General features: G+C 33.9%; 14 protein-coding genes and 1 pseudogene. 4 read left to right on the top strand and 11 right to left on the bottom strand.

Annotation, left to right across the window (positions count from 1 at the left end):
• Together VFM92_RS01910 and VFM92_RS01905 are read right to left on the bottom strand one after the other, a co-directional pair.
• Nucleotides 1-573 (bottom strand): hypothetical protein, encoded by a 573-nt coding sequence (locus tag VFM92_RS01910; protein ID WP_325120501.1) that lies wholly within the window; start codon nucleotides 571-573, stop codon nucleotides 1-3.
• A gap of 39 nt (nucleotides 574-612) precedes the next feature.
• The gene (locus VFM92_RS01905; RefSeq protein WP_325120500.1) at nucleotides 613-1,119 is read right to left on the bottom strand and encodes an NUDIX hydrolase; all 507 of its coding nucleotides are present in this window, start codon (nucleotides 1,117-1,119) and stop codon (nucleotides 613-615) included.
• 40 nt (nucleotides 1,120-1,159) lie between these two features.
• On the opposite strand from VFM92_RS01905, the gene VFM92_RS01900 reads away from it, so the two are divergent.
• The 3 genes from VFM92_RS01900 (at nucleotide 1,160) to VFM92_RS01890 (ending at nucleotide 3,527) form a co-directional block, all read left to right on the top strand.
• On the top strand, nucleotides 1,160-1,621 hold the full coding sequence (locus tag VFM92_RS01900) for a PaaI family thioesterase (RefSeq protein ID WP_325120499.1): 462 nt from the start codon (nucleotides 1,160-1,162) through the stop codon (nucleotides 1,619-1,621).
• Nucleotides 1,614-3,017 (top strand): ATP-dependent DNA helicase, encoded by a 1,404-nt coding sequence (locus VFM92_RS01895; RefSeq protein ID WP_325120498.1) that lies wholly within the window; start codon nucleotides 1,614-1,616, stop codon nucleotides 3,015-3,017. The genes VFM92_RS01900 and VFM92_RS01895 overlap by 8 nt, the downstream gene beginning before the upstream one ends.
• Nucleotides 3,018-3,128: 111 nt before the next feature.
• Nucleotides 3,129-3,527, top strand: a complete 399-nt coding sequence (locus tag VFM92_RS01890) for a DUF1573 domain-containing protein (protein ID WP_325120497.1) — start codon at nucleotides 3,129-3,131, stop codon at nucleotides 3,525-3,527.
• Between the two features lie 215 nt (nucleotides 3,528-3,742).
• Here VFM92_RS01890 and VFM92_RS01885 read toward each other — a convergent pair whose 3' ends face one another.
• Complete coding sequence (locus tag VFM92_RS01885) at nucleotides 3,743-4,723, bottom strand: pyruvate dehydrogenase complex E1 component subunit beta (RefSeq protein ID WP_325120496.1); 981 nt, start codon at nucleotides 4,721-4,723, stop codon at nucleotides 3,743-3,745.
• Nucleotides 4,724-5,003: 280 nt separating this feature from the next.
• Complete coding sequence (locus tag VFM92_RS01880; protein WP_325120495.1) at nucleotides 5,004-6,800, bottom strand: hypothetical protein; 1,797 nt, start codon at nucleotides 6,798-6,800, stop codon at nucleotides 5,004-5,006.
• 154 nt (nucleotides 6,801-6,954) lie between these two features.
• On the opposite strand from VFM92_RS01880, the gene VFM92_RS01875 reads away from it, so the two are divergent.
• The gene (locus VFM92_RS01875) at nucleotides 6,955-7,170 is read left to right on the top strand and encodes a PspC domain-containing protein (RefSeq protein WP_325120494.1); all 216 of its coding nucleotides are present in this window, start codon (nucleotides 6,955-6,957) and stop codon (nucleotides 7,168-7,170) included.
• A gap of 40 nt (nucleotides 7,171-7,210) precedes the next feature.
• Here the strand turns inward: VFM92_RS01875 and VFM92_RS01870 are convergent, their stop codons facing one another.
• From VFM92_RS01870 to VFM92_RS01840, 7 genes and pseudogenes are all read right to left on the bottom strand, one after another.
• Nucleotides 7,211-8,290 carry an alkane 1-monooxygenase gene (locus VFM92_RS01870; RefSeq protein ID WP_325120493.1) on the bottom strand — a complete coding sequence of 360 codons (1,080 nt, stop codon included), beginning with the start codon at nucleotides 8,288-8,290 and terminating at the stop codon, nucleotides 7,211-7,213.
• Between the two features lie 102 nt (nucleotides 8,291-8,392).
• A pseudogene (locus tag VFM92_RS01865) lies at nucleotides 8,393-8,710 on the bottom strand (TlpA family protein disulfide reductase); the annotation flags it as partial.
• Between the two features lie 248 nt (nucleotides 8,711-8,958).
• Nucleotides 8,959-9,630, bottom strand: coding sequence for a hypothetical protein (locus VFM92_RS01860; protein ID WP_325120492.1), 672 nt, complete (start codon nucleotides 9,628-9,630; stop codon nucleotides 8,959-8,961).
• Nucleotides 9,631-9,663: 33 nt separating this feature from the next.
• Nucleotides 9,664-10,857, bottom strand: a complete 1,194-nt coding sequence (locus VFM92_RS01855) for an aspartate aminotransferase family protein (RefSeq protein ID WP_325120491.1) — start codon at nucleotides 10,855-10,857, stop codon at nucleotides 9,664-9,666.
• A gap of 10 nt (nucleotides 10,858-10,867) precedes the next feature.
• Nucleotides 10,868-11,128, bottom strand: a complete 261-nt coding sequence (locus VFM92_RS01850) for an acyl-CoA-binding protein (RefSeq protein WP_325120490.1) — start codon at nucleotides 11,126-11,128, stop codon at nucleotides 10,868-10,870.
• Nucleotides 11,129-11,213: 85 nt separating this feature from the next.
• Nucleotides 11,214-12,500 carry a citrate synthase gene (locus VFM92_RS01845; RefSeq protein ID WP_325120489.1) on the bottom strand — a complete coding sequence of 429 codons (1,287 nt, stop codon included), beginning with the start codon at nucleotides 12,498-12,500 and terminating at the stop codon, nucleotides 11,214-11,216.
• Nucleotides 12,501-12,685: 185 nt separating this feature from the next.
• Nucleotides 12,686-20,989 (bottom strand): PKD-like domain-containing protein, encoded by an 8,304-nt coding sequence (locus VFM92_RS01840; RefSeq protein ID WP_325120488.1) that lies wholly within the window; start codon nucleotides 20,987-20,989, stop codon nucleotides 12,686-12,688.
• Nucleotides 20,990-21,038 lie beyond the last annotated feature (49 nt).

Genomic DNA, 21,038 nt, shown 5'->3' with positions numbered 1-21,038 from the left:
TTATTCCCAGTTTCCTGCTGTAGTAACTTCTGAACGTGATCCCACTCTTAATGCTTTTTCATTATTATCCTCTTTTCTTTTTGGATTAATCGGATTAGGATCACTTACCTCAAACACATCAACCCTTACAGAACCCTTGATAATTTTATCTGCAAAGATGTCAAATTTAACCTTTGTTCCCGGTTTATATGGTAGGTTTTGTAATTTGAAATTAGGAATATCTGCATAAAGCGAGTCATATATAGGGATGGTTCCTAAGGTATCAATATTAATTACAACACTATCTCCACCATATTCTCTTGGAATAATAGTTTCAGATCGTTCCGTTAAATAGAATTCACCAGTATCGATAAAATTAATAAGCTTATCCCAATCACTAGTATATTGACCATTTACTCGTTGATATGCAATTAATCCAGAGCGAATCAGCTTAAGTTTTTCGATAACACGTGCTTCTTCTCGTTGAATTTTTTTCTCTTGCTGTATATCGGCTGCAATGCTATCTACGAAAAAGTAACCAATTACTACGGCTGCTACGAAGAAAATTATTGATGCAATCTTTGTCTTACTCATCTTTTTATTTTTTTCTCTATTTTGGATTTATTTAAAACGCTATGTTATGGAATTAATCACAAATTTAAAATATCCTTTAAGATTTAAAACCTCTTGAGGTTTATTTATTCCAATAAACATATTGTGTAAGTAGTCATTTTCTGTTTTTATTAATCTATTTTCATCGAAAAATGCTAATTCGCTTAAAATTTGATTATTTTCCATTTCAGGATCTTCTCCTAACTTAAGAATTCCTCCAGTCCTTTCCACTCTAAAAAAAAGTTCAATGGCATGAATATCATCATTCATAAATTCATTTACAAAAAGTAGTTCATGAACTCGGATATTCAATCCTGTTTCCTCTTGAAACTCTCTAATTAAATTATTTTCTGAATTAGCTCCAAATTCAATCCCTCCACCGGGCGGAGACCAAAGAAAAGCTTTTTTACCTATACCTTCATGTTTAAGCAGTAAAATTTGTTCATTTTCTATTAAAATTCCACCAACTCGAGTTCTAACTTTTCCTCCAAACTTATGATTGATACTTTCTTTTGCTTCTTCAGCCATCAATATGCTTATATTTGTAAATTATTTGAAATTACACAAAATGCAGGAAAAAATAGCAACCAACGACTTTAAGTTAAGAGTAGATAAATTTTTAGAACGTCAAGAATTCATGAAACACATTGGATTTGATTTATCCATAATTGAAGAAGGTAGAACAGAGGGATGGCTTGATATTCAACAGATTCATAAACAACAAAAGGGATTAGTTCACGGAGGTGTTACTGCTACTGTGGCTGATATTGTGGCGGGATTTGCTGCGTATACTACCGTTCCGGCGGATTGTCATGTGGTGACTGCTGAAATTAAAATATCTTATTTTAAAGCAGGAATGGGTAAAAAATTGCACGCAATAGGATATGTAGTAAAGAAAGGAAGAAAACTAAATTTTTGCGAAGCGGAGATTTGGTCAGTAGATGGTGAAAGAAGAGATTTGATTGCAAAAGCAAGTACAACAATGGCAGTTATTACTCCTCAAGATATCAATCATAAAATGAATGCCTAGTGCTTCCAGTATTATAAGGTCAAAATTTCCTTTTGAACCTACTCCTGGTCAGTCTCAATTTTTCCAAGCTTTAGATCCCTTTTTTAAGTTGGATGATGCAGACAGGCCTATTTTACTTTTAAAAGGATATGCAGGTACTGGGAAGACTACTATTGTCAGTGCTTTGGTTAAATTCTTGCCATTATTCAATTATAAATATGTTTTAATGGCACCAACGGGTAGGGCTGCCAAAGTGATGAGTAACTATTCTAAAAGGTTAGCACTTACGATTCATAAAAAGATTTACAGACAAACTTCTGCGGTGGGGAGTGGGGAACCGAACTTCTCTCTTCAAAAGAACTATCATGAAAAAACACTTTTCATTATTGATGAAGCCAGTATGTTGTCTGATGAAAAAGGATTTGGAAACAGTAGCTTATTAGATGATGTCATCAATTATGTTTTTCAAAATGAGGGAAATAAAATTTTATTTATAGGTGATGATGCTCAGCTTCCCCCTGTAGGGAAACTGAATAGTGCAGGCTTGGATGCAAATTTCTTAAAAAGTAATTACAGAGCGGAAGTAATAGAGACTGTTTTAACAGAGGTAATGCGGCAGGCCCAAGATTCTGGTATTCTCTACAATGCAACTGTGCTTAGGAGTGAATTATCGAAAAAAGAATTTAATATTCACTTCACAACTAATGCCTACAAAGATATTTTTAGAATGACTGGAGAAAGACTGGAAGACGGTCTTCGATATGCCTACGATAAATATGGAATAGAAAATACGGTTATTATTTGTAGGTCAAATAAAATGGCTGTTCAATATAATGAATACATAAGGAGGCAAATCCACTTTATGGAAGGTGAATTAGAAGCGGGTGATTTCTTAATGATTGTCAAAAACAATTATGTATATCAAACCGAAGATACCCCTGGAGGATTTTTAGCGAATGGTGATTTTATGGAGGTGGTAAAAGTTATCAATTTCGAAGAAATGTACGGTTTACGCTTTGCGGATTTAGAGATCCGGCTAACTGATTATGAAGATCATCCAAATTTACAAGTTAAAGTCATTTTAGATACCTTGCATTCTAACGGTCCATCATTAAATAATGATGAGTATAGAGATTTATATCATAAAGTAGCAGAAGATTATATGGAATTGGAAACAAAAGCAGAACGAAAAGCTGCAATAAAAAAAGATCCGTACTTAAATGCTCTTCAAATAAAGTTTGCCTATGCACTAACCTGTCATAAGTCTCAAGGAGGGCAATGGAAATCAGTTTTTGTAGATCAAGGTTATCTGACAGACGAAATGGTAAATAAAGAATATATCCGCTGGCTTTACACTGCTATCACTAGATCAACAAATGAGCTATTTTTGGTAAATTTTCATCCAAAGTTTTTTTAGGCTACATATTCTGTTTAGAGAATAATAATCCTGCACAATCTATTTTTTATGGTATCATTTTTATTGAATTTTCGTAACTTTACTTATCGTTAATAAAAAATCATTTCAATTATGAAGAAGGCAATATTATTTTTCGCATCATTTCTAATTTTAGGTAGTGCGATAGCACAGAGTACTGAAAGTACAAATGGACCAGAAATCACTTTTGAGGAGGAAAATCATGACTTTGGTGATATTACCCAAGGTGATGTTGTAGAGCACGTTTTCAAATTTGAAAATACTGGTAAACAACCATTGATTATTTCAAATGTAAAAACAACTTGTGGTTGTACAGTTCCTAAATACCCAAAAGGTGAAGCAATTGCACCTGGGGCAACTGGTGAAATTACTGTTAAATTCAACAGTAGAGGTAAAATGGGGACACAGAAAAAAGTAATAAGAATTGTATCAAATATTGGTGAAGAAAGAAGCGTGAGAATTTCTACAAACGTTTTGCCAAAAGAATCTTAAAACTCATCAAATTTAAATTGAAGGCTGTTTTCCATATAGGAAGGCAGCCTTTTTTTGTTATCTAGCTTTGGTGGAGAGGCGTATTAATTACTAATAATGCCAAATAGTCGCTTAATTTAAATGGGAACAAAATGATAGAACAGGAAATCTTTTGTATAAAAAAAGGCTAACCATTTGAGGATTAGCCTTCCAATATTATAAAAATTTTTAAGAGTTTAATCTAAATACATGACTTTTCTCAATGCCTTAATTGTTCGTTCTTTATTTGGTAGTACTGCCTCCAAAAGGGTCGGGGCATAAGAAACAGGAACGTCTAAGCTATTTACTCTTAAAATTGGAGCGTCTAAGAAATCAAAAACAGTTTTCTGGATATTGAATGCCAAATCTCCAGAAATAGAAGCTAGAGGCCAGGCCTCCTCTACTACCACACATCTATTGGTTTTCTTTACTGATTCAAAAATCGTAGGATAGTCGATAGGCCTTACTGTTCGTAGATCAATTACTTCAATAGAGTGACCCTCTTTTTCCATTTCTTCAGCAGCAGCATGGGCTACTTTCATCATTTTCCCGAATGATATTAAAGTGGCATCAGTACCTTTTTTTGTTATCTTGGCCTTACCGATTGGTTCAAGATATTCTGATTCAGGAACTTCACCTTTATCACCATACATCAGTTCCGACTCCATAAATATTACTGGGTCGTTATCACGAATGGCGGATTTTAATAATCCTTTTGCATCATATGGATTAGAAGGAACTACTACTTTTAAACCAGGAGTATTTGCATACCAATTTTCAAAGTTTTGAGAATGCTGTGAAGCTAATTGTCCTGCGTTACCTGTTGCACCTCTAAAAACAATAGGAACATTGAATTGACCTCCAGACATATTCATCATTTTTGCAGCTGAATTAATGATTTGGTCAATCGCTACTAATGAAAAATTGAAAGTCATGAACTCAATGATAGGGCGTGTTCCATTCATTGCGGCACCAACGCCAATACCAGAAAACCCTAATTCGGTTATTGGAGTATCTATCACTCTTTTAGGACCGAATTCATCTAACATCCCTTGGGTTACTTTATATGCACCATTATACTCGGCAACTTCCTCACCCATAATGAATACGTTTTCATCACGTCTCATTTCTTCGGACATTGCTTCATTAAGCGCTTCTCTAAACTGAATCTCTCTCATCTATTTTGAAAATTTTACAGGGTAAAAATAGTTATTCAACCGCCAATTACCAACTCAATCTCCAGAGTTCATTAATTTTTATTCAGATTAAAAATTTTGATTGCGGCATACTTAAATATAATCTTAATCCCAAGCAGTATCAAACAAGTATATACATTTGATATAACTAACTATAATTCTATTTTAAAGCGGATGAAGTGGTGTTTTGATATTTCAAAATTTGACAAAAAAAAGCACCAGCCAAATGGCTAGTGCTTTTACTAGTATTTTTTATTGAATTTTATTTCAATGCATTTCTGAAATTTTCATTTGCTTGATAGTTAGAAAACTCAAGGTCAGATAAAGCCTTTGCTTTTAAATCAGCATCAGCAGCAACAGCCTCGCCTAAGTGACTAATTACATCACTTTCTTTTCCTAATCTAGCACTTGAAACAGCTGCTAAATAATGAGCTTTTGAATGAATACCTTTACCAGATGTTTTTCCAGCAACTTCTTCAAATGTGCTTACTGCATTTTCGTAATTTCCTTGAAGCAATAAAGCTAAACCTTTGTTAAACATGTTAACTTCAGATTCATTAGTATTTTGTAAAGATGTAGTAGCCTCGCTGTATTCACCCATCATTATTTCTAAAGCACCTTTAACACCCATTAAGCCTCTTTCATTTTCACTGCTTAATGTCATCTCATTTGCTTTTGAAGCAGCTTCGTATGCTTTTTCATAATTTCCCTGCATTGCATAAGCTGTTGCTAAGTTTGCATATGCCTCTGCATTTTCAGATTTCTTATTAGAAATTTCAAATTGCGTAATAGCTTGTTCAACCAAAGTCGTCATTTCGTTACCTTCAGCATTCATGGCCAATTCTAAATGAACAGCACCATAGTTATTGTGCGCAACAGGACTATCATCATTTTTCTTAGTAGCAGCTTCGTAAATTGTAGCTTTTTCCTCTAAAGATGGAGTCATGCTTGCAGCAAACATTAATTCTTCTAATGATAAAGTGTCAGCAGATATTTCTTCAGAAGCAACTTGCTTTGCTAATACTGATATCTCAGCATCTGATTTTTTCTCTTTTACTGTTAAAACTTCAGTTTTAGCTGCTCTTAAATCTGGATAAATATCTCTAAATACTTTATCGTAAGTTGATAATTGATGTAATCTATCTTCTTTTTCTTCAAAGCTTCCAGCACCATTTACTATGTTAGTATATTCGCTTTTTTCTGCACTAGAAATTCCATCATACTCAGCTAAAGCTTTCTTGAAATCAGTCCAATCCTCTATTACTGGCTTTATTATAAATTCTATTGAGTCGGCCATGCCTTTATAGTCATAACGTCTCATTTGTCTTTTGTAATAGTCTTCGATAGCTTTAGCTCTTTCTTCTGATAGATTACTATTAATTCTTTCTGGACCTTCAGGAGAGTGAGTACCTGTGATAGTTACAGTTCTTGTTACGTTTTTATCAGCTATAAAAGCGTTAAATTGTTTACCTTTTTCACTTCTTAATTCAGATGATTTTAAAACTGAACTCCCCTGGTCAAAGTAAAAATTAACATTGTTAGGAACTAATTCCTCTTTATTGTTATATCCGTGGTCAGCATATGCAGCGTGATAAGAAGGAATAACCATCTGAGAGGTTGTTACAATTCCTGTAGCATAAGCTTTTCTATCAGTAGATGCAGATTTACCATTTTTTTCGATAGTAGCTGTTCCTTGCATTACTAATTCACCTTTTTCACTCATATCTTCTTCATAAGCGAAAGTGAAGTCTTGGCTTGTTTTAACAGGCTCAGTATCACTATTAGGAAAATCACTCTTTAAGAAATTAACTGCATCTAGAGCAATTTCTTTATCACCATATACATAATATGGATTTACAGTATAAGTTATTCCGTCTTTAAGCATTTTAGATGGTAAGGTGAAATCTACCGTAAATGCCACCTCATCTCCGTGAAGTTCTAGAGGGTTTGGATTTACATCGATAGCTTGCTCTTCGGCAGCTTGCATCATTTTATTTAATGCACAGCCTGAAAAAGTCATTGTTCCTAAAAGAACGGCAGCGTAAAATAATTGTCTCATTTGATTCATTATTTGATTATGTTTGGAAGTTAATGCGAAATTATATTTATATTGGAACTATTCCAATGTATTTAGTAAATTTAAAAAAAGAATTCTAAATTTATCGAATAATCAACGAGGCTTTTGCCTTATTTGTTTAAAATTAAGGGATATTATGAAAAAAGTTCAAGAATTCATCGAAAATCAAGCATTTGGCGTCTGTAGTAGATTGGGCGAAATCATGGAACTTCCTTCTTCTCATATTAGAATTTTCTTTATTTATTCGTCTTTTTTGACCTTTGGTTCTCCTATTTTATTATACTTGGCTTTAGCTTTTATACGTGATGTGAGAAAAATGTTAAGAAGAGGTCGATCAAAATGGTATTATTAATAGCCATTTAGTTTTATGCCTTTTACTTATTGATTCGCACTTAGGTAGGTTTAAGATTATTCCATTTTTGTAGTTTTGGATTCATAACCTTAAACCATATTGGTGGAAAATGAGCTAACAAAATCATGCTAGGATATCCTGCTGGAAGTTGCGGTGCATTTTCATAATTATCTAATACCTGATATCTTTTTATCGCATTAAAATGATGATCTGAATGCCTTTGTAACTGGAATAAGAAAAAATTACTCACCATATGGTTAGCATTCCATGAATGATGAGGTGCTACTCTTTCATATCTAATATCATTTATTTTCTTTCTTCTTAAACCATAGTGCTCTACATAATTTACTGCTTCTAGTAGAGAAAAAGCAAGAAAGCTTTGAGCAAAAAAGAATATAGTTGGAATCCAGGTAATTTGACCTAAATAAAAACTAATGCTTGCAGTCAAGAATCCTGCAAAAATAAAAGGTAGGAGTGTAAACCAAATCATTTGATTGTGGATAGAGAATTTTGATTTCCCTTTTCTCTCCAATCTCTTATTTTCTATTTCCCAAGCGCTTAGATATCCTTTAGAAACCGACCTCCACCAAAAGGCATAAAAGGTTTCATTTTCACGACTGGTTGCAGGGTCATCGGGAGTAGATACGCGTACATGATGCCCTTTATTGTGCTCAATGTAAAAGTGCATGTAACTTACCGTCATTAACAGTACTTTGCTGTAAAATCGTTCTAATTTTGATTTCTTATGACCAAGCTCATGTGCAACTGTGATTCCTATGCCTCCAGTAGAAAGTGAAACAGCTACAGTAAAGGTTATCCATTCGAATATGGTTAATGATTGCGTAGAAGCAGCCCAAACTGCCCAAATTAAAAATGCTATTTGAAAATAAGTCCAGCAATAGGTGATAAATCTATAATAGTAATCATTGGTTATTGACTTTACAGCTTCTTTTGACAGATTAGTTTGATCTCTTCCAACCGCTGCATCTATAGCCGGAATAAGTGCATAAACAAATATCAAAGTTGACAAATTGGCAATTCCACCTAAATAAAAGCCTAGGATAGTTAATGCTGGAATTATAAATGCACTAAAATAACCAATTTTTCGCAACCAATTCATCTAAATTATTTTTAGAATGTTAAAATTATATTTCTAAAATACGGTGTTTAGCCATATAAAGCAATTCGGATTTGAATTAATTCTTAACTTTAATAAAATCTGTTATTCTAATAAAAATCGTTTAAAATCTTCAGTATTAAAATTACTCATCCCTTCTTTCCGAAAAGCAATTGTTCCATTTTTAATTACGTAGGTTGTGGGTAATATTTGTGATGTTAATTGAGTAGGACTTATCAATTCTTTGAAAATTGGTAAATCATAATCTTCTTTTATCTTAAATTTTATGGCTTTTTCAAAATTGTTATCTTTTGAAATCATTAGAAAAACAATATCTGGTTCGTGTTTTAATGGTTGATAGAGCTTTTCAATATAAGGCATTTCAGCCAGGCAAGGAGGACACCAGGTGGGTGGCCCAATAGTTAATGAAGTTGGTTTTACCTTTTAGATCATCATAGTCAATTCTTTTGCCTTCAGGTGTCATTAATTGACCATCATAATCAAAAGAAGTATTTTCTTTTTTTTCTAAAGTTGGCGTGAGAATATGAGTAGCTAAAAACCAAGATTGTACTTTTCCAATTACAGGAGTGTGCCATCCTGTTAGTTATAAAGTTGCAATTATGACAATGATTACACTCTAACTTATTAATTCATTTTTCCACTTTATATTTTTAATCATTATCAATAGTCGAAATTAAATTATTTATTAATTCCTTATCAGAATCATCAAATTTTAACTCCATTGATATGAGATAGTTGTGAATAAAAGATAAGTTCTCAAAGTTAGCTTCTTGAATGTGTTTAGGTATTTTAAACATTCTCACGTCATTCTTTTTAAGGGCAGCATCGGGACGGTTAAATAAAAATGGTTGTAAGGTTTTATTGCAACTTATGGCTATTTTACCTATCTCAAAATACTCATCCCATTCTGCTATTTTTTCATTTATTTCTTCAGAAAAATGGTCAGTTCCTGCTAGTCTGACTCTAGATCCTGCCTTGGATTTGCCTTTTGTTTTTAAGTGTTTGATTTGACTCTTTCCTTGCTTTTGACGGACCATGTAGGCTTTTATCATCTTATGCTCTACAATCTGGCTTTCTTCTGAATACGCCAAAGCTGCTTCACCTGAATGAATAATGATGATTAAAAAATTTGAATGATTCAATTTTTTTTGGTCGTATTTAAAATCAAAAGGAAGCCTAATTGAAATGGAAGGATTGGTGGGAAATTTTAATAGATTTTTTGAATCTTCATATTCTAAGTTGCCAAACTTTTTTTCTAAGCTATTAATAAGAATTTCTAATTCTTCCGCATCATATATTTTAAGAATGCTAAGCTCAGACATAGAAATTAAAGTTTAAATAGTTTTTGAAGCGACTTACTGCACCACTTTTTTAATGGCATTATTAATGATTTCACATGCTTTATCTATTTCTTCATCATTGATTGTTAGGGGAGGGGCAATTCGAAAACTGTTTGGGCAGGATAAAAACCAGAAGCAAATCACACCATTTGCGAGGCATTCTTGCACTATTTTATTTACTATTTCATCTGATTCAAACTCAAAGGCAAACATCATTCCTTTTCGTCTAACCTCTACAATTGCTGGGTGAGAAATCAATTCTTCAAATTTTGCCCCTTTTCGTTCCACTTCACTAAGAAAGTTTCCTTCTAAAATTACTTCGAGCGTAGCAACAGCTGCAGCGCAACTCATAGGATTACCACCAAATGTATTAATATGTCCTAACATAGGCTGTTTTGTGAACAAACTCATCTGGTTTTTATTAGCTATGAAAGCGCCTAAAGGCAATCCACCTCCCAATGCTTTTGCAGTACATAAAATGTCTGGCTCAACCCCAAAATGTTCAAATGCAAAAAGTTTTCCTGTTCTGCCAATTCCAGATTGAATTTCATCCATTATTAATAGAGTACAAGTTTCATTACATTTTTGTCGTAAGGCTTCTAAAAATTTCTTTTCGGGGATTCTTATTCCTGCATCTCCTTGTACAGTTTCAATAACCACACAAGCTGTTCTTTCGGTAATGAAGCTTAAATCATCATGGTTATTTAACCTTAAAAAACCTACATCTGGAAGCAATGGTCTAAAACGATATTTCTTATTTTCGTTAGAAGAAATACTTAATGCTCCGTGTGTGCTGCCATGATAGGCACCTCTAAACGCTAGCATTTGCGTTCTTCCTGTTACCCTTTTAGCTAATTTCAATGCCCCCTCTATAGATTCTGCCCCACTATTGCAGAAATAAACACTGTTAAGATGTTTTGGGAGATGATCACAAAGTAATTTAGCTAATTGATTGCTAGCAGATTGCACATACTCACCATATACCATGATGTGCATGTGTTTATCCAGTTGTTTTTTTATTGCTTCAATTACTTTGGGATGTTGATGTCCCAAATTACTTACCGCTACACCTGAAATAAGATCCATATAAGGTTTTCCATCTGAGCTGTACAAATAAATACCTTTAGCGCTTTCTATTTCCAATAAAAATGGAAATGGAGAAGTTTGTGCTATATGAGTTAGAAATATTTCTTTTTCAGATTGTTGCAAGTTTATTTAATTAAGCGTTAGTTAGTTTATTTACCAAGTCAATGTATTCTTTCATCGCCTCTTCAGAAGATTTCCCTTTTAATTCTTCCCATGCGTTGAATTTAGCAATTGCTTTAAAATCAAATCCGCCTGGTCTTTCTCCAGTTAGATCTCCTTCGTCAGCTTGTTTATATAATGCATATAATTTTAGCAAATCTTCATTAGAAGGTCTTTCTTTAATTTCTGTTTTAGACCTTTCAGCTGCATTTTTAAAATCTTCTTGTAAACTCATGTGTATATTTTATTAATTCTGTAAAATTAAAAAAGTCAACCTATAGTTGTAGGTTGACTTTGTGATTAAATCAATTAATTTATAGTTATCTCTTGTTCATCGCCACGTAAGACCTTAAGTTTTCTCCAGTGTAAACTTGTCTTGGTCGACCGATAGGTTCATTATTTTCTCTCATTTCTTTCCACTGAGCAATCCATCCCGGTAAGCGTCCTAGTGCAAACATTACGGTAAACATTTCAGTAGGAATACCCATTGCCCGGTAAATGATACCAGAATAAAAATCAACATTAGGATAAAGTTTTTTCTCTACGAAATACTCATCTTTCAATGCAATTTCTTCTAATTCTTTGGCAATGTTCAATAATGGGTCATTAACTCCTAATTGCTCTAAAACATCATCAGCTGCTTTTTTGATGATTTTTGCTCTAGGGTCGAAATTCTTATAAACTCTATGTCCAAATCCCATTAAGCGGAAAGGATCATTCTTATCTTTTGCTTTATCAATAAATTTCGCGGTATCGCCTCCAGCTTCTTGAATTTCTTCCAACATTTCTAATACAGCTTGATTAGCTCCACCATGTAATGGACCCCATAGGGCATTGATACCAGCAGAAATTGAAGCATATAAACTAGCCTGAGAACTACCTACAATTCTTACGGTAGATGTAGAGCAGTTTTGCTCATGGTCGGCATGAAGGATTAATAAAGTATCCAATGCTTTAGCAACCACTGGATTTGCTTTATATTTTTCAGCTGGTAAAGCAAACATCATTTTTAAGAAATTTGAACCATAGTCCAATTCATTATCAGGATAATTTACAGGATGGCCAATTTGATTCTTAAATGCCCAAGCTGCGAAGGTTGGCATTTTAGATAAAATTCTAACGATGCTTAAATCTACTTCTTTAGCTGAACGATTAGGATCTAGAGATTCAGGATAAAATGCAGTTAGAGAGCAAACCAAAGATGATAATACGCCCATTGGATGAGCATTAGAAGGAAAACCATCTAATATTTTTTTAATATCTTCATGCACTAAAGTGTGCGTTGTAATTTCGTTTTGGAAATGCTTTAATTCAGATTCAGTTGGCAATTCACCATAGATCAACAAATAAGATACTTCTAAGAAGGAAGATTTTTCTGCTAATTCTTCAATAGAATACCCTCTGTAACGAAGAATACCCTCTTCACCATCTAAAAAGGTAATTGCGCTTTTAGTTGAGCCTGTATTTTTAAAACCTGGATCAATAGTGATAAGTCCACTATCAGCTCTAAGTTTACTAATATCAATAGCTATCTCTTTTTCTGTACCTTCAATAACCGGTAAATTGTAATCTTTTCCTGCGTATGATAATTTTGCTTGATCTGACATGTATAATTTAATTATATTAAATGTTGAAACAAAGGTTTAATAATTCACGAAATTAAGCAAAAAAACACTTTAATAAAACCTCGCTTTTATCAGCGGTGAATATTAATCAAAAAATAATAAACTTTTGAAATAACGCCAGTATAAAAATATAGTTTTAAGAATCTTTACTTTTATTTTATCAACATTTAGTCAATAATAACAAGCTTCATTCTATTTAAATTACCTTCACCATCTTTGGAAATAATATGGTAAACACCAGAAGAAATACCTTTCAAATCAAACTGTTCACTTTGTAAACCTGCTTTTACATTTTTATGTTTTACTAAAGCTCCTTTGATATCAAAAATCATTAAATCTATATCATCTTTTAATGGTTGTGTAAATGTAATATTTACCAAACCTCTAGAAGGATTTGGGTATAACTTCATTCCTAATTTCCCTATATTCTCTTTTATAGAAGTGATTTCAGCTTGTGATTTATAGCTATTAATGTCAGTTATCATTACTTCTAATATTTCTTTAGAAATTTGGTTTTGAATAACTGAAACAACAGCAAGTTCATCGTTGGTATAGATTGAATTCACTTCCCAATCATAAGTTATACTTGATCCTTCATCTAAATCATTTAAATTTAATCCATTTATATTTGGTATTATTTTCCTTACGATATTGGTAAATGAACCATCCGATGTTTCAGCAGATTTTTCAACTATAAAGAAATACACTATGATATCCTCTTTATTTTGCTCATTAGGTTGATGTAATGCAGTAAAGCGAATTGTATGTTCGTCATCAATTTCATCAATTGTAACATTTATCAGCCCACTTGGTTCTAATAATGATTGCCTTGTAATTGTAGCTATGAAATCCTCATTTAGGCTATTGCCATCAGAATTTATTATGCTATTGTCAAAAGGTTTACCATCAATCATTATTTTAGAACTTTCTTCAATGCTATAACTTGCAGCTCTTGAATCTAATTGTATAGGATTTCTAGCATTTATTGGATCAGGAGACGGACTGGAGATATGATAGTTTAATGGTAATACGTCTTTACCAATTTCAGAATCCATAAGGATTTGAACATTTTCTTTCTTCGCACTGTAGTCACTAGAATTTAAATTCGTGAATTTTTCTAGAAGTACAAGTTTTTGTCTTTCTCCTACATAGAAATTATCAATTGCCATGCCGTCAGGTGTACCACTAAATCTATCACCTCTAAAATTTATTCTAAATGATACATTTGATAGGTTGCCAATTGAACCGTTATCAATTACGTGTGCAACTCTTACCCAATTTCTCTCATTACCTGTAAAATACCAGGCTAGGTTATCAGTATTAGATGAATCACCACCAATAGGGGAGTTATTAGTTACATTATACCAGTTTAATACATCATTTTCCCCTCCAAATACTTCCCATTTCCTCCCATCAGTAGAATACTCTACTATTGCTCCTTCAAATCTTTCATCTTCAACATCAAGCCACATATCAAAAGATATCATTGGCTTTTCTAAACTACTTAAATCGAATGTTGGGCCTACTAGGAATGAATTTTCATTTTCTAGATAGCCTGATGGAATGCTATCTGGATAAGCAGCAGTTTTCCATATTTCACCAGGTTCCTTGTTATCATTTTGACCTTCAAATGCTCCATTAGGGAAATCATGTATCCAAGAGCTTGAACCAATATCTGATGTTGTGTACCATCCTCCCGTAGTATTGTCAAATGTTTCTAAGTATGGATACGTGTTTATAGCAGGAACAATGTTTATTGTTTTTGTAATTGTATCATAGCAATTTAAATTTGTTTCAATTATTAATCGAACATCATAGGCATCAGCTATTTCATAATTAAAAGTTGGGTTTTGTAAACTTGAAGTATCTGTATCAACTCCATCTACTCCAAAGTCCCATAGATAGGATTTGATTGAGTGGATAGTTGAGTCGCTATTAATTATATCAATTATACTTTCATCATTAAATTGAGTTGGTGTTTCTCCTTGAGTAGTTGTTTTTAAATTAGTAGCACTGAAGTTTACTTCCTGAATATTTCCAACTATTATAGTAGTGTCCGTTTCAAATTGACATCCTAATGCTGTTGTACCTATAATGATTATATCTTTTTCACCTGGAGATGAAAATTGAATTATGCCATTAGCATCCACTGACAATTCAGAATTATTATAGATTAATTCGAAATCAAATAATTCATCACGGTCTGTATTATAACCAGGGTTAATAGTTACCTGAACCGCATTATCAGTTCCACATACATTTTGATAATCAAGTGTTATATTAGGTTCTGGAATTCTTATGAAAATTTTTGAACTGGAATTAACACAGCTAGCTTCAGACTCTGAAATTCTGTAGGTAATTGTTACTGAATCTAGACCAATAACATCTTCAGAAGTTGGATCAAAATAGGTAGAATTACCAGTAATTAATAGTCCAGGACCTTCAAAGGTGCCACCATCTTCTTCAGGTTCTAATAGTATCCGACCATTGGCACAGAAATAACCACCATTATCATCTACCTCAGTTTCGAATTCAGCATCAAGTCCATTTGATACAGTCACTCTAGTTTCAACAGTGCTCTCACAATTATTTTCATTTGTATAGGAATAAAAAACACGATACGGACCACCAACTCCAGCATCTTCTGGATCAAAATAATATTTACCATCTCTTTCTATCACACCATCATTTCCACTGAAAATACCGCCTTCCTCACTTCCAACTAATTCAACTTCTCCATTATCAACACAGTAATACTCGTTAGGGAATGGGTCATTTAAGATTTCTATTTCTGGAAGAGTATTTACTGTAAAGGTAATTTCATCAAAAACTTCTCCACATGGTCCTTCAGGGTCATTAGTTGTGAATCTTAGCGTCACATCTTCACCATATTCTGAAGGTGCAGGTGTATAAACAGTAGTTAGTAAATCTGAAGAACTGAATTCACCAGATCCTCCAGACCAAGTTCCACTCTCAGCTCCATTGGATAAGACTGCATTTAAGGTTATACTTTCTCCCTGACAAATATTTTGAACTGGATCTATTTCAACAATAGCATTCGGGTTTACAATTATTCGAACAGTTTTTGAAGAACCTGCACATACTCCATTATCTAATAATGGAGTGATAGTGTATAAAATAGTATCACTTTTTCCATCTATTGTATTGACCAAATTACCTCCTACTGTTGTTGCTATGCTATCTTTTGCGCCAGAATTATTGTCAGATACTGTCCATCTATACTTAATATTTGCTAAATTATTTTGTACTCTTAATGGCAAAGTAAAATCTTGACCACTACAAACGATATATTCAGTTTCTATTTCAGAAAACCTCACTTCTGGTCTAACGGTAATGGTTAGCTCTTCACTTTCACCCGTACAATCTCCATTTATAGGAGTGATTTCATAATTTACTATTTGATTAACACTTGAAGTGTTAATGAGGTCTAGACTAATATCACCGGTTCCATTAGACTCTAGCCCTTTTACAATCGTACTATCCCCAGAAATTAAGTTCCATTCAAAGGTTACGGATGCTACCTCTGATTGTGGCTCAAAAACAAAGGTGTCATTAGAACAGGTAGTAGGCTCAAAATTACTATTAGTAACAGTTGGGATAGGTAAAACCCTGACTTCAAAAGTCTTAATAGGCCCCTCACAATCATTATTAATAGAATTAACGGTAATGATTGCAATATTATCTTCAGTTTCTGAATTGTTAACTGTTGTAAATCCTGCTGATGTAATGGTGTTAGAACCAGGATCAGTTGTACCCGAAGCATTGTTAATACCAATTGTAGGTTGTGTAACATTTTCTATGCTCCAGCTATAGCTGCCAATTCCTTCTACATTATCTAAGAATTCTATATTAACAAATTCTCCATCACAGAAAACCAAATTCTCATTTTGAATTATTGGGGTAGGTTTTAAGGTGATTTTAAAAGAATCTGGTAAACTTTCACATCCATTACTTGTACTAAAATATTTCACATAGCCTTCAATGGCTAAACCTGTATTATTTTCGGCTAAAGTGAAGCCAGGGAAATCATCATTACCAGTGAGAGGAGTTGCGTCACCAATTAAATCTGGTTCAGTTATCTCCCAACTAAATGTTCCACCTCCTACAACATGAGAAAAATTCCTTACAGGTACATTAGTTCCAGCACATAAAGGCGACTCATCATTTTCAGGAGTAACAATTGGTCTATTTTTTAATGTTACTTCAAAAACTTCCTGATTTTCACAATTATTTTTTCCTGCGACAAGAATGATATTGGAGACAATATCTGTCCCTGAAGTGTTTATTGCCATGGTGAATTCAATATTTCCATTATTAACAACAGGACCACTTGTGAATAAGCTATTATCAGTGGCAGATACAGAATAACTTACATTTGATAAATCTGTACTTATAGGAATAGATAAAATTTCTTCTGAACAAACCTCAATATCTGGCAAGCTAGTAATTACTGGTGTAGGATTTAAGGTGATAGTAAAAATTTCAGTAGGGCCAATACAACCATTGTTTTCAGGTGTAACGGATATGTTAGCTACTATTGCTGAGCCTGTTTTGTTTTCAGGTAATGTGAAGTTGAAATCATTTGTACCACTAGCCGCTAATCCTATATTAATATTGTCGTTTACCCAATTGTAGGTTGTACCTGCCCCTAAACTATTGGAGAAGTTAGTAGAAACCACATCCTCAGCACAAAATGCTCGGTCTGGGATTGAATTCATAATAGGAGTAGGTTTTAACCTAATTCTAAATGTTATCTGATCACTTGTACAATCATCCCATGTACTAGTTGCTGTAATGGTTGAAACAATTACATTGGTCCCATTATTAGTAGCTGCTGTAAAAGCTGGGATAGCGGAAGTACCTGAACTAGCAGGAAGTCCTATATTAGATGCGTTTGTTGCCGTCCAAGTAATAGTGCTATTTCCAGAGGAGTTATCGGAAAATAGAATTGATGAAATATCATCGCCTGGGCAAATTTCTATATCGTTTTGCACAACAATAATAGGTTTTGGCTTAACAATAACTTGGAAAGTTTCTTGGGCACTAATGCATCCGCCTTTAGTAGCGGTTACAGTAATATTGCTCACTTCATCGGCACCAGTAAGATTCTCATTAGCTGAGAAATTTAAATTGCCTGATCCATTTGCAGGAATTCCAGTATCTGTATTATCATTAGTCCAAGAATAGCTAACCCCAGCAACATTGGTATTAAAATTAGTTGTGATATTATCAAAAGAACAAACTTCAATGTCTGCAACAGTATTGAAAACTGGAGTAGGCAGTAATGTAACTGAGAATGTTTTCGTTTCGCTGACACAACCATCTAAAGTCGCATTGTAGGTAAATGTGCTCACTCTAGGTGATCCTGAAATATTTTCATCAGCTATAAATGTGATGGTGCCATTTCCAGATGTAAATGAACCGTTCCCAATATCAATACCATCATTTGACCAGTTAAAGGTTTCGCCAGTTGTGTTTGCCTCAAAATTTACTTCCACTAAATCACCTGCGCAAACGGATATGTTATCTACCTGTTCGGTAACTGGTGTTGGTTTTGTAGTGATTTCAAAAGTACTCTGATCTGCTATACATCCATTAAGTTCATAATGAATCGTCACAATTGAAGTAACAGGTAATCCAGAAATGTTTTCTTGAGCTGTAAATGCTGGGATATTTCCATTTCCTGATGAAGCTAATCCTAATTGATCACTCTTTGTTATTGTCCATGTGAATGCTCCTCCAGCTAGGTCTGAAGATAAGGCTATTTCCGGTTGAGTATCAGTTGGACATAAACTAATAGGACTAATTGTATTAATTACTGGCTGTGGTTTTACAGTTAAAGTCATATTGCTACTCACTGCATTACATACCGTAGGATTATTAGATTGAGCAGTTAATGTAAGCGTAACAGACTCATTAATTATATCATTAGGTCCTGGGCTATATACAGGAAGCAGTGATGAGGAATTATCAAAAGATCCATCCCCTGAAGTTGACCATTCAATACTGTTATAATTGGAAGCGGAAGCATTAGTTGTGGCATCTGCAAAATTAAAGTCATCATATTCACAAATTTCTGAATTGCTACCTGCATTTACCACTGGAAGAGTTCTTATTGTAACAGATACCTCATCAGAATTATTAGCACAAAATGATTCTCCTTCAGGGTCAAGGGCTACTAATTCAAAGGTAACTGTATTTCCAAAATCAGCAGAGGCTGGTGTGTAAGTAGCTGTGACAGTTGTACCTGTAAATGTTGATGTCCCTATGCTACCAGCGCCAGAAGTAATGATCCAATCTCCATCAGTTGCTGAACCACCAATAGTTCCAGAAAGATTTATATTTTCATTTTCACAAATTTCAAAATCTGTTGGTGCTGTGGCGATAGGCGCTCTTTTAATTGTAATCGTTAATTGATCTTCTACCACATCACAAGGGGCATCTTGACTAGTAGAGATTAATTTTAGTATAACATTTGAACCAATATCGGTAGGGTCAGCATCATAGATTGCAGAAACTGTGCTTCCAGTAGTCGATTCAGAAATAATAGAGCCATTTCCGTTTACGATTTGCCACTCGGCAGCATTTACACTGCCTCCGAAGTCACCTGAGATATTAATTACTTCTGTTTCGCAAATTGTGAAATCAGTCATTGTAGTAACAGTTGGTTCAGGATTGATTGTAATTGTAATCTGATCCTCCACATTTGCACAGCTGTTATTACCAATAGCACTAAGTTTCAAAGTGGCGGATCCTGCAGTAATTTCATCAGCTGATGGGGTATAATTTGGCCTCAAACTTTCATCATCGCTAAAAGTCCCTTGATTTGCACTTGTGCTTTCCCACAATAAAGAAGCATATTCTGTTGCTGATGGTGTCATTGCCACTGTAGAGAAATCAACAATATCTCCTTCGCAAATGGTTAAGTCATCACCTGCATTTACGGTAGGAGCCAAGGTAATATTAACAGTTATATCTTCAGATACAGATGCGCAATCAAAATTTCCAGTGGCTGTTAATCTTAATGAAAAACTTCCATTTGCAATATCTGTAGCACTTGGTTGATATGTTGCTGTTAGCGTAGTTTTATTAGTAATTATTCCCGTGCCTTGACCAGGAACTATAGTCCATTCATAGCTTGCTTCATCCTGAATAGTTATGTCCGCAGCAATATTAGTAACCTCAAAAATATCAGTTTCACAAATTTCGTAAGTAGGGGATGCAATACTTACTTGTGGTTGTGGTACAATTGTGAAACTTACTTCAGAACTATTTTCGCAGCCTGTATTGTCATTTGTAACCAATACATACAATGAACTTGCATCGCTAACAGTATAATTAATTAAATCACCCGCAGCGATTTGATTTGTTGGATTTAAATCTGCAGTAGTAAACCATTCAAAGCTATAACTTCCAGAAGTTGCTGTGTTTACTTCAGGGTGAAAACTTGTTAGATCAAGAGTTCTTTGAAGAGTACCTAAAGTTTCTTCACAGAAAGTATATGATAAATCTTTAGCTTGTGGTTTAGAATTTACTGTAAATGTGACCTGTGTTGAGTTGAAAATAGATGAGTTACCAGCATCTTCTACTTTAAGATAAAAGAAGGATGAAGAAGTAACGTTTTGTTCTTCTTGATTGGCCAATGCTTGACTTAATCCTGAATCTTCATACCATATAAAATTATAATTAACTTCTGATAATCCATAACTACTTTCAATATCATTTAGATTTGCTAGTGCACTTCCTGAAGCATATGTATCCTCACAATATATGGGCTCTGGATCTTGGATATCTGGTATTGTATTAATTGTAAAATCAATAATAGCTTCATTTTCACAATTATTTGGATCATTTACTACTCCAATAAATCTTTCTCCGTCTGAGATATCAACTATATTAACAACCCCAGCTTTGATTCCTGAACCTTGGGAAGTTTCAGCATGCCAAATAATTGAATAACCTGCATCTTCCCAATTTATGTTTACCTCTGTATTATATTGATTTAAATCAACGTCTTCTGCAATACCACTGTTGGCAGTTGTTTCATTAAGGCTTTTAGCTAAATCATTAGCCACAGGCAGCGGATTCACCGTGAAATTTACAGGAGTTTGATTAACACATCCAGTGATGGTGTTTTCTACTTCAACATAAAGAATTTGGTTATTTGAAACGACATAAGTTGATAATCCTGTAGTGATTTCACCTGTTTGGTAATCGTTATTTGTAAACCATGTAAAAGCACTGCTAGCTTCTGAATTTATATCGCTTTCCAATGCAGTTAAATCTACTGTTGCATTATTTGATCCTTCAGTTTCTTCACAGAATTCAGGGGTTGGGTCGGTTACTAAGGGGAGGGGGTTAAAATTCACGGTAATCTCATCAAAATCGGTGCAGCCATTGTTGTCTTCAGTCCAACGGAAGGTATAGGTACCATAAGCGTCAACTGTCACGACAGCATTTTCATCATTGGCACTGGTGCTAAAAGAGGTGATGGCGCCA

Source organism: Marivirga sp., assembly GCF_035704835.1.
Classification (GTDB): Bacteria; Bacteroidota; Bacteroidia; order Cytophagales; family Cyclobacteriaceae; genus Marivirga.
Note: the sequence above shows the minus strand (reverse complement) of the source record. Positions and strands in the feature narration are given on the sequence as shown.

Excerpts from the sequence above, each read along its gene's own strand:
- VFM92_RS01860 (WP_325120492.1), bottom strand. The coding sequence starts at position 9,630 with ATGTCTGAGCTTAGCATTCTTAAAATATATGATGCGGAAGAATTAGAA.
- VFM92_RS01875 (WP_325120494.1), top strand. The coding sequence starts at position 6,955 with ATGAAAAAAGTTCAAGAATTCATCGAAAATCAAGCATTTGGCGTCTGT.
- VFM92_RS01900 (WP_325120499.1), top strand. The coding sequence starts at position 1,160 with ATGCAGGAAAAAATAGCAACCAACGACTTTAAGTTAAGAGTAGATAAA.
- VFM92_RS01870 (WP_325120493.1), bottom strand. The coding sequence starts at position 8,290 with ATGAATTGGTTGCGAAAAATTGGTTATTTTAGTGCATTTATAATTCCA.
- VFM92_RS01910 (WP_325120501.1), bottom strand. The coding sequence starts at position 573 with ATGAGTAAGACAAAGATTGCATCAATAATTTTCTTCGTAGCAGCCGTA.
- VFM92_RS01845 (WP_325120489.1), bottom strand. The coding sequence starts at position 12,500 with ATGTCAGATCAAGCAAAATTATCATACGCAGGAAAAGATTACAATTTA.
- VFM92_RS01885 (WP_325120496.1), bottom strand. The coding sequence starts at position 4,723 with ATGAGAGAGATTCAGTTTAGAGAAGCGCTTAATGAAGCAATGTCCGAA.
- VFM92_RS01890 (WP_325120497.1), top strand. The coding sequence starts at position 3,129 with ATGAAGAAGGCAATATTATTTTTCGCATCATTTCTAATTTTAGGTAGT.
- VFM92_RS01895 (WP_325120498.1), top strand. The coding sequence starts at position 1,614 with ATGCCTAGTGCTTCCAGTATTATAAGGTCAAAATTTCCTTTTGAACCT.
- VFM92_RS01880 (WP_325120495.1), bottom strand. The coding sequence starts at position 6,800 with ATGAGACAATTATTTTACGCTGCCGTTCTTTTAGGAACAATGACTTTT.
- VFM92_RS01905 (WP_325120500.1), bottom strand. The coding sequence starts at position 1,119 with ATGGCTGAAGAAGCAAAAGAAAGTATCAATCATAAGTTTGGAGGAAAA.
- VFM92_RS01850 (WP_325120490.1), bottom strand. The coding sequence starts at position 11,128 with ATGAGTTTACAAGAAGATTTTAAAAATGCAGCTGAAAGGTCTAAAACA.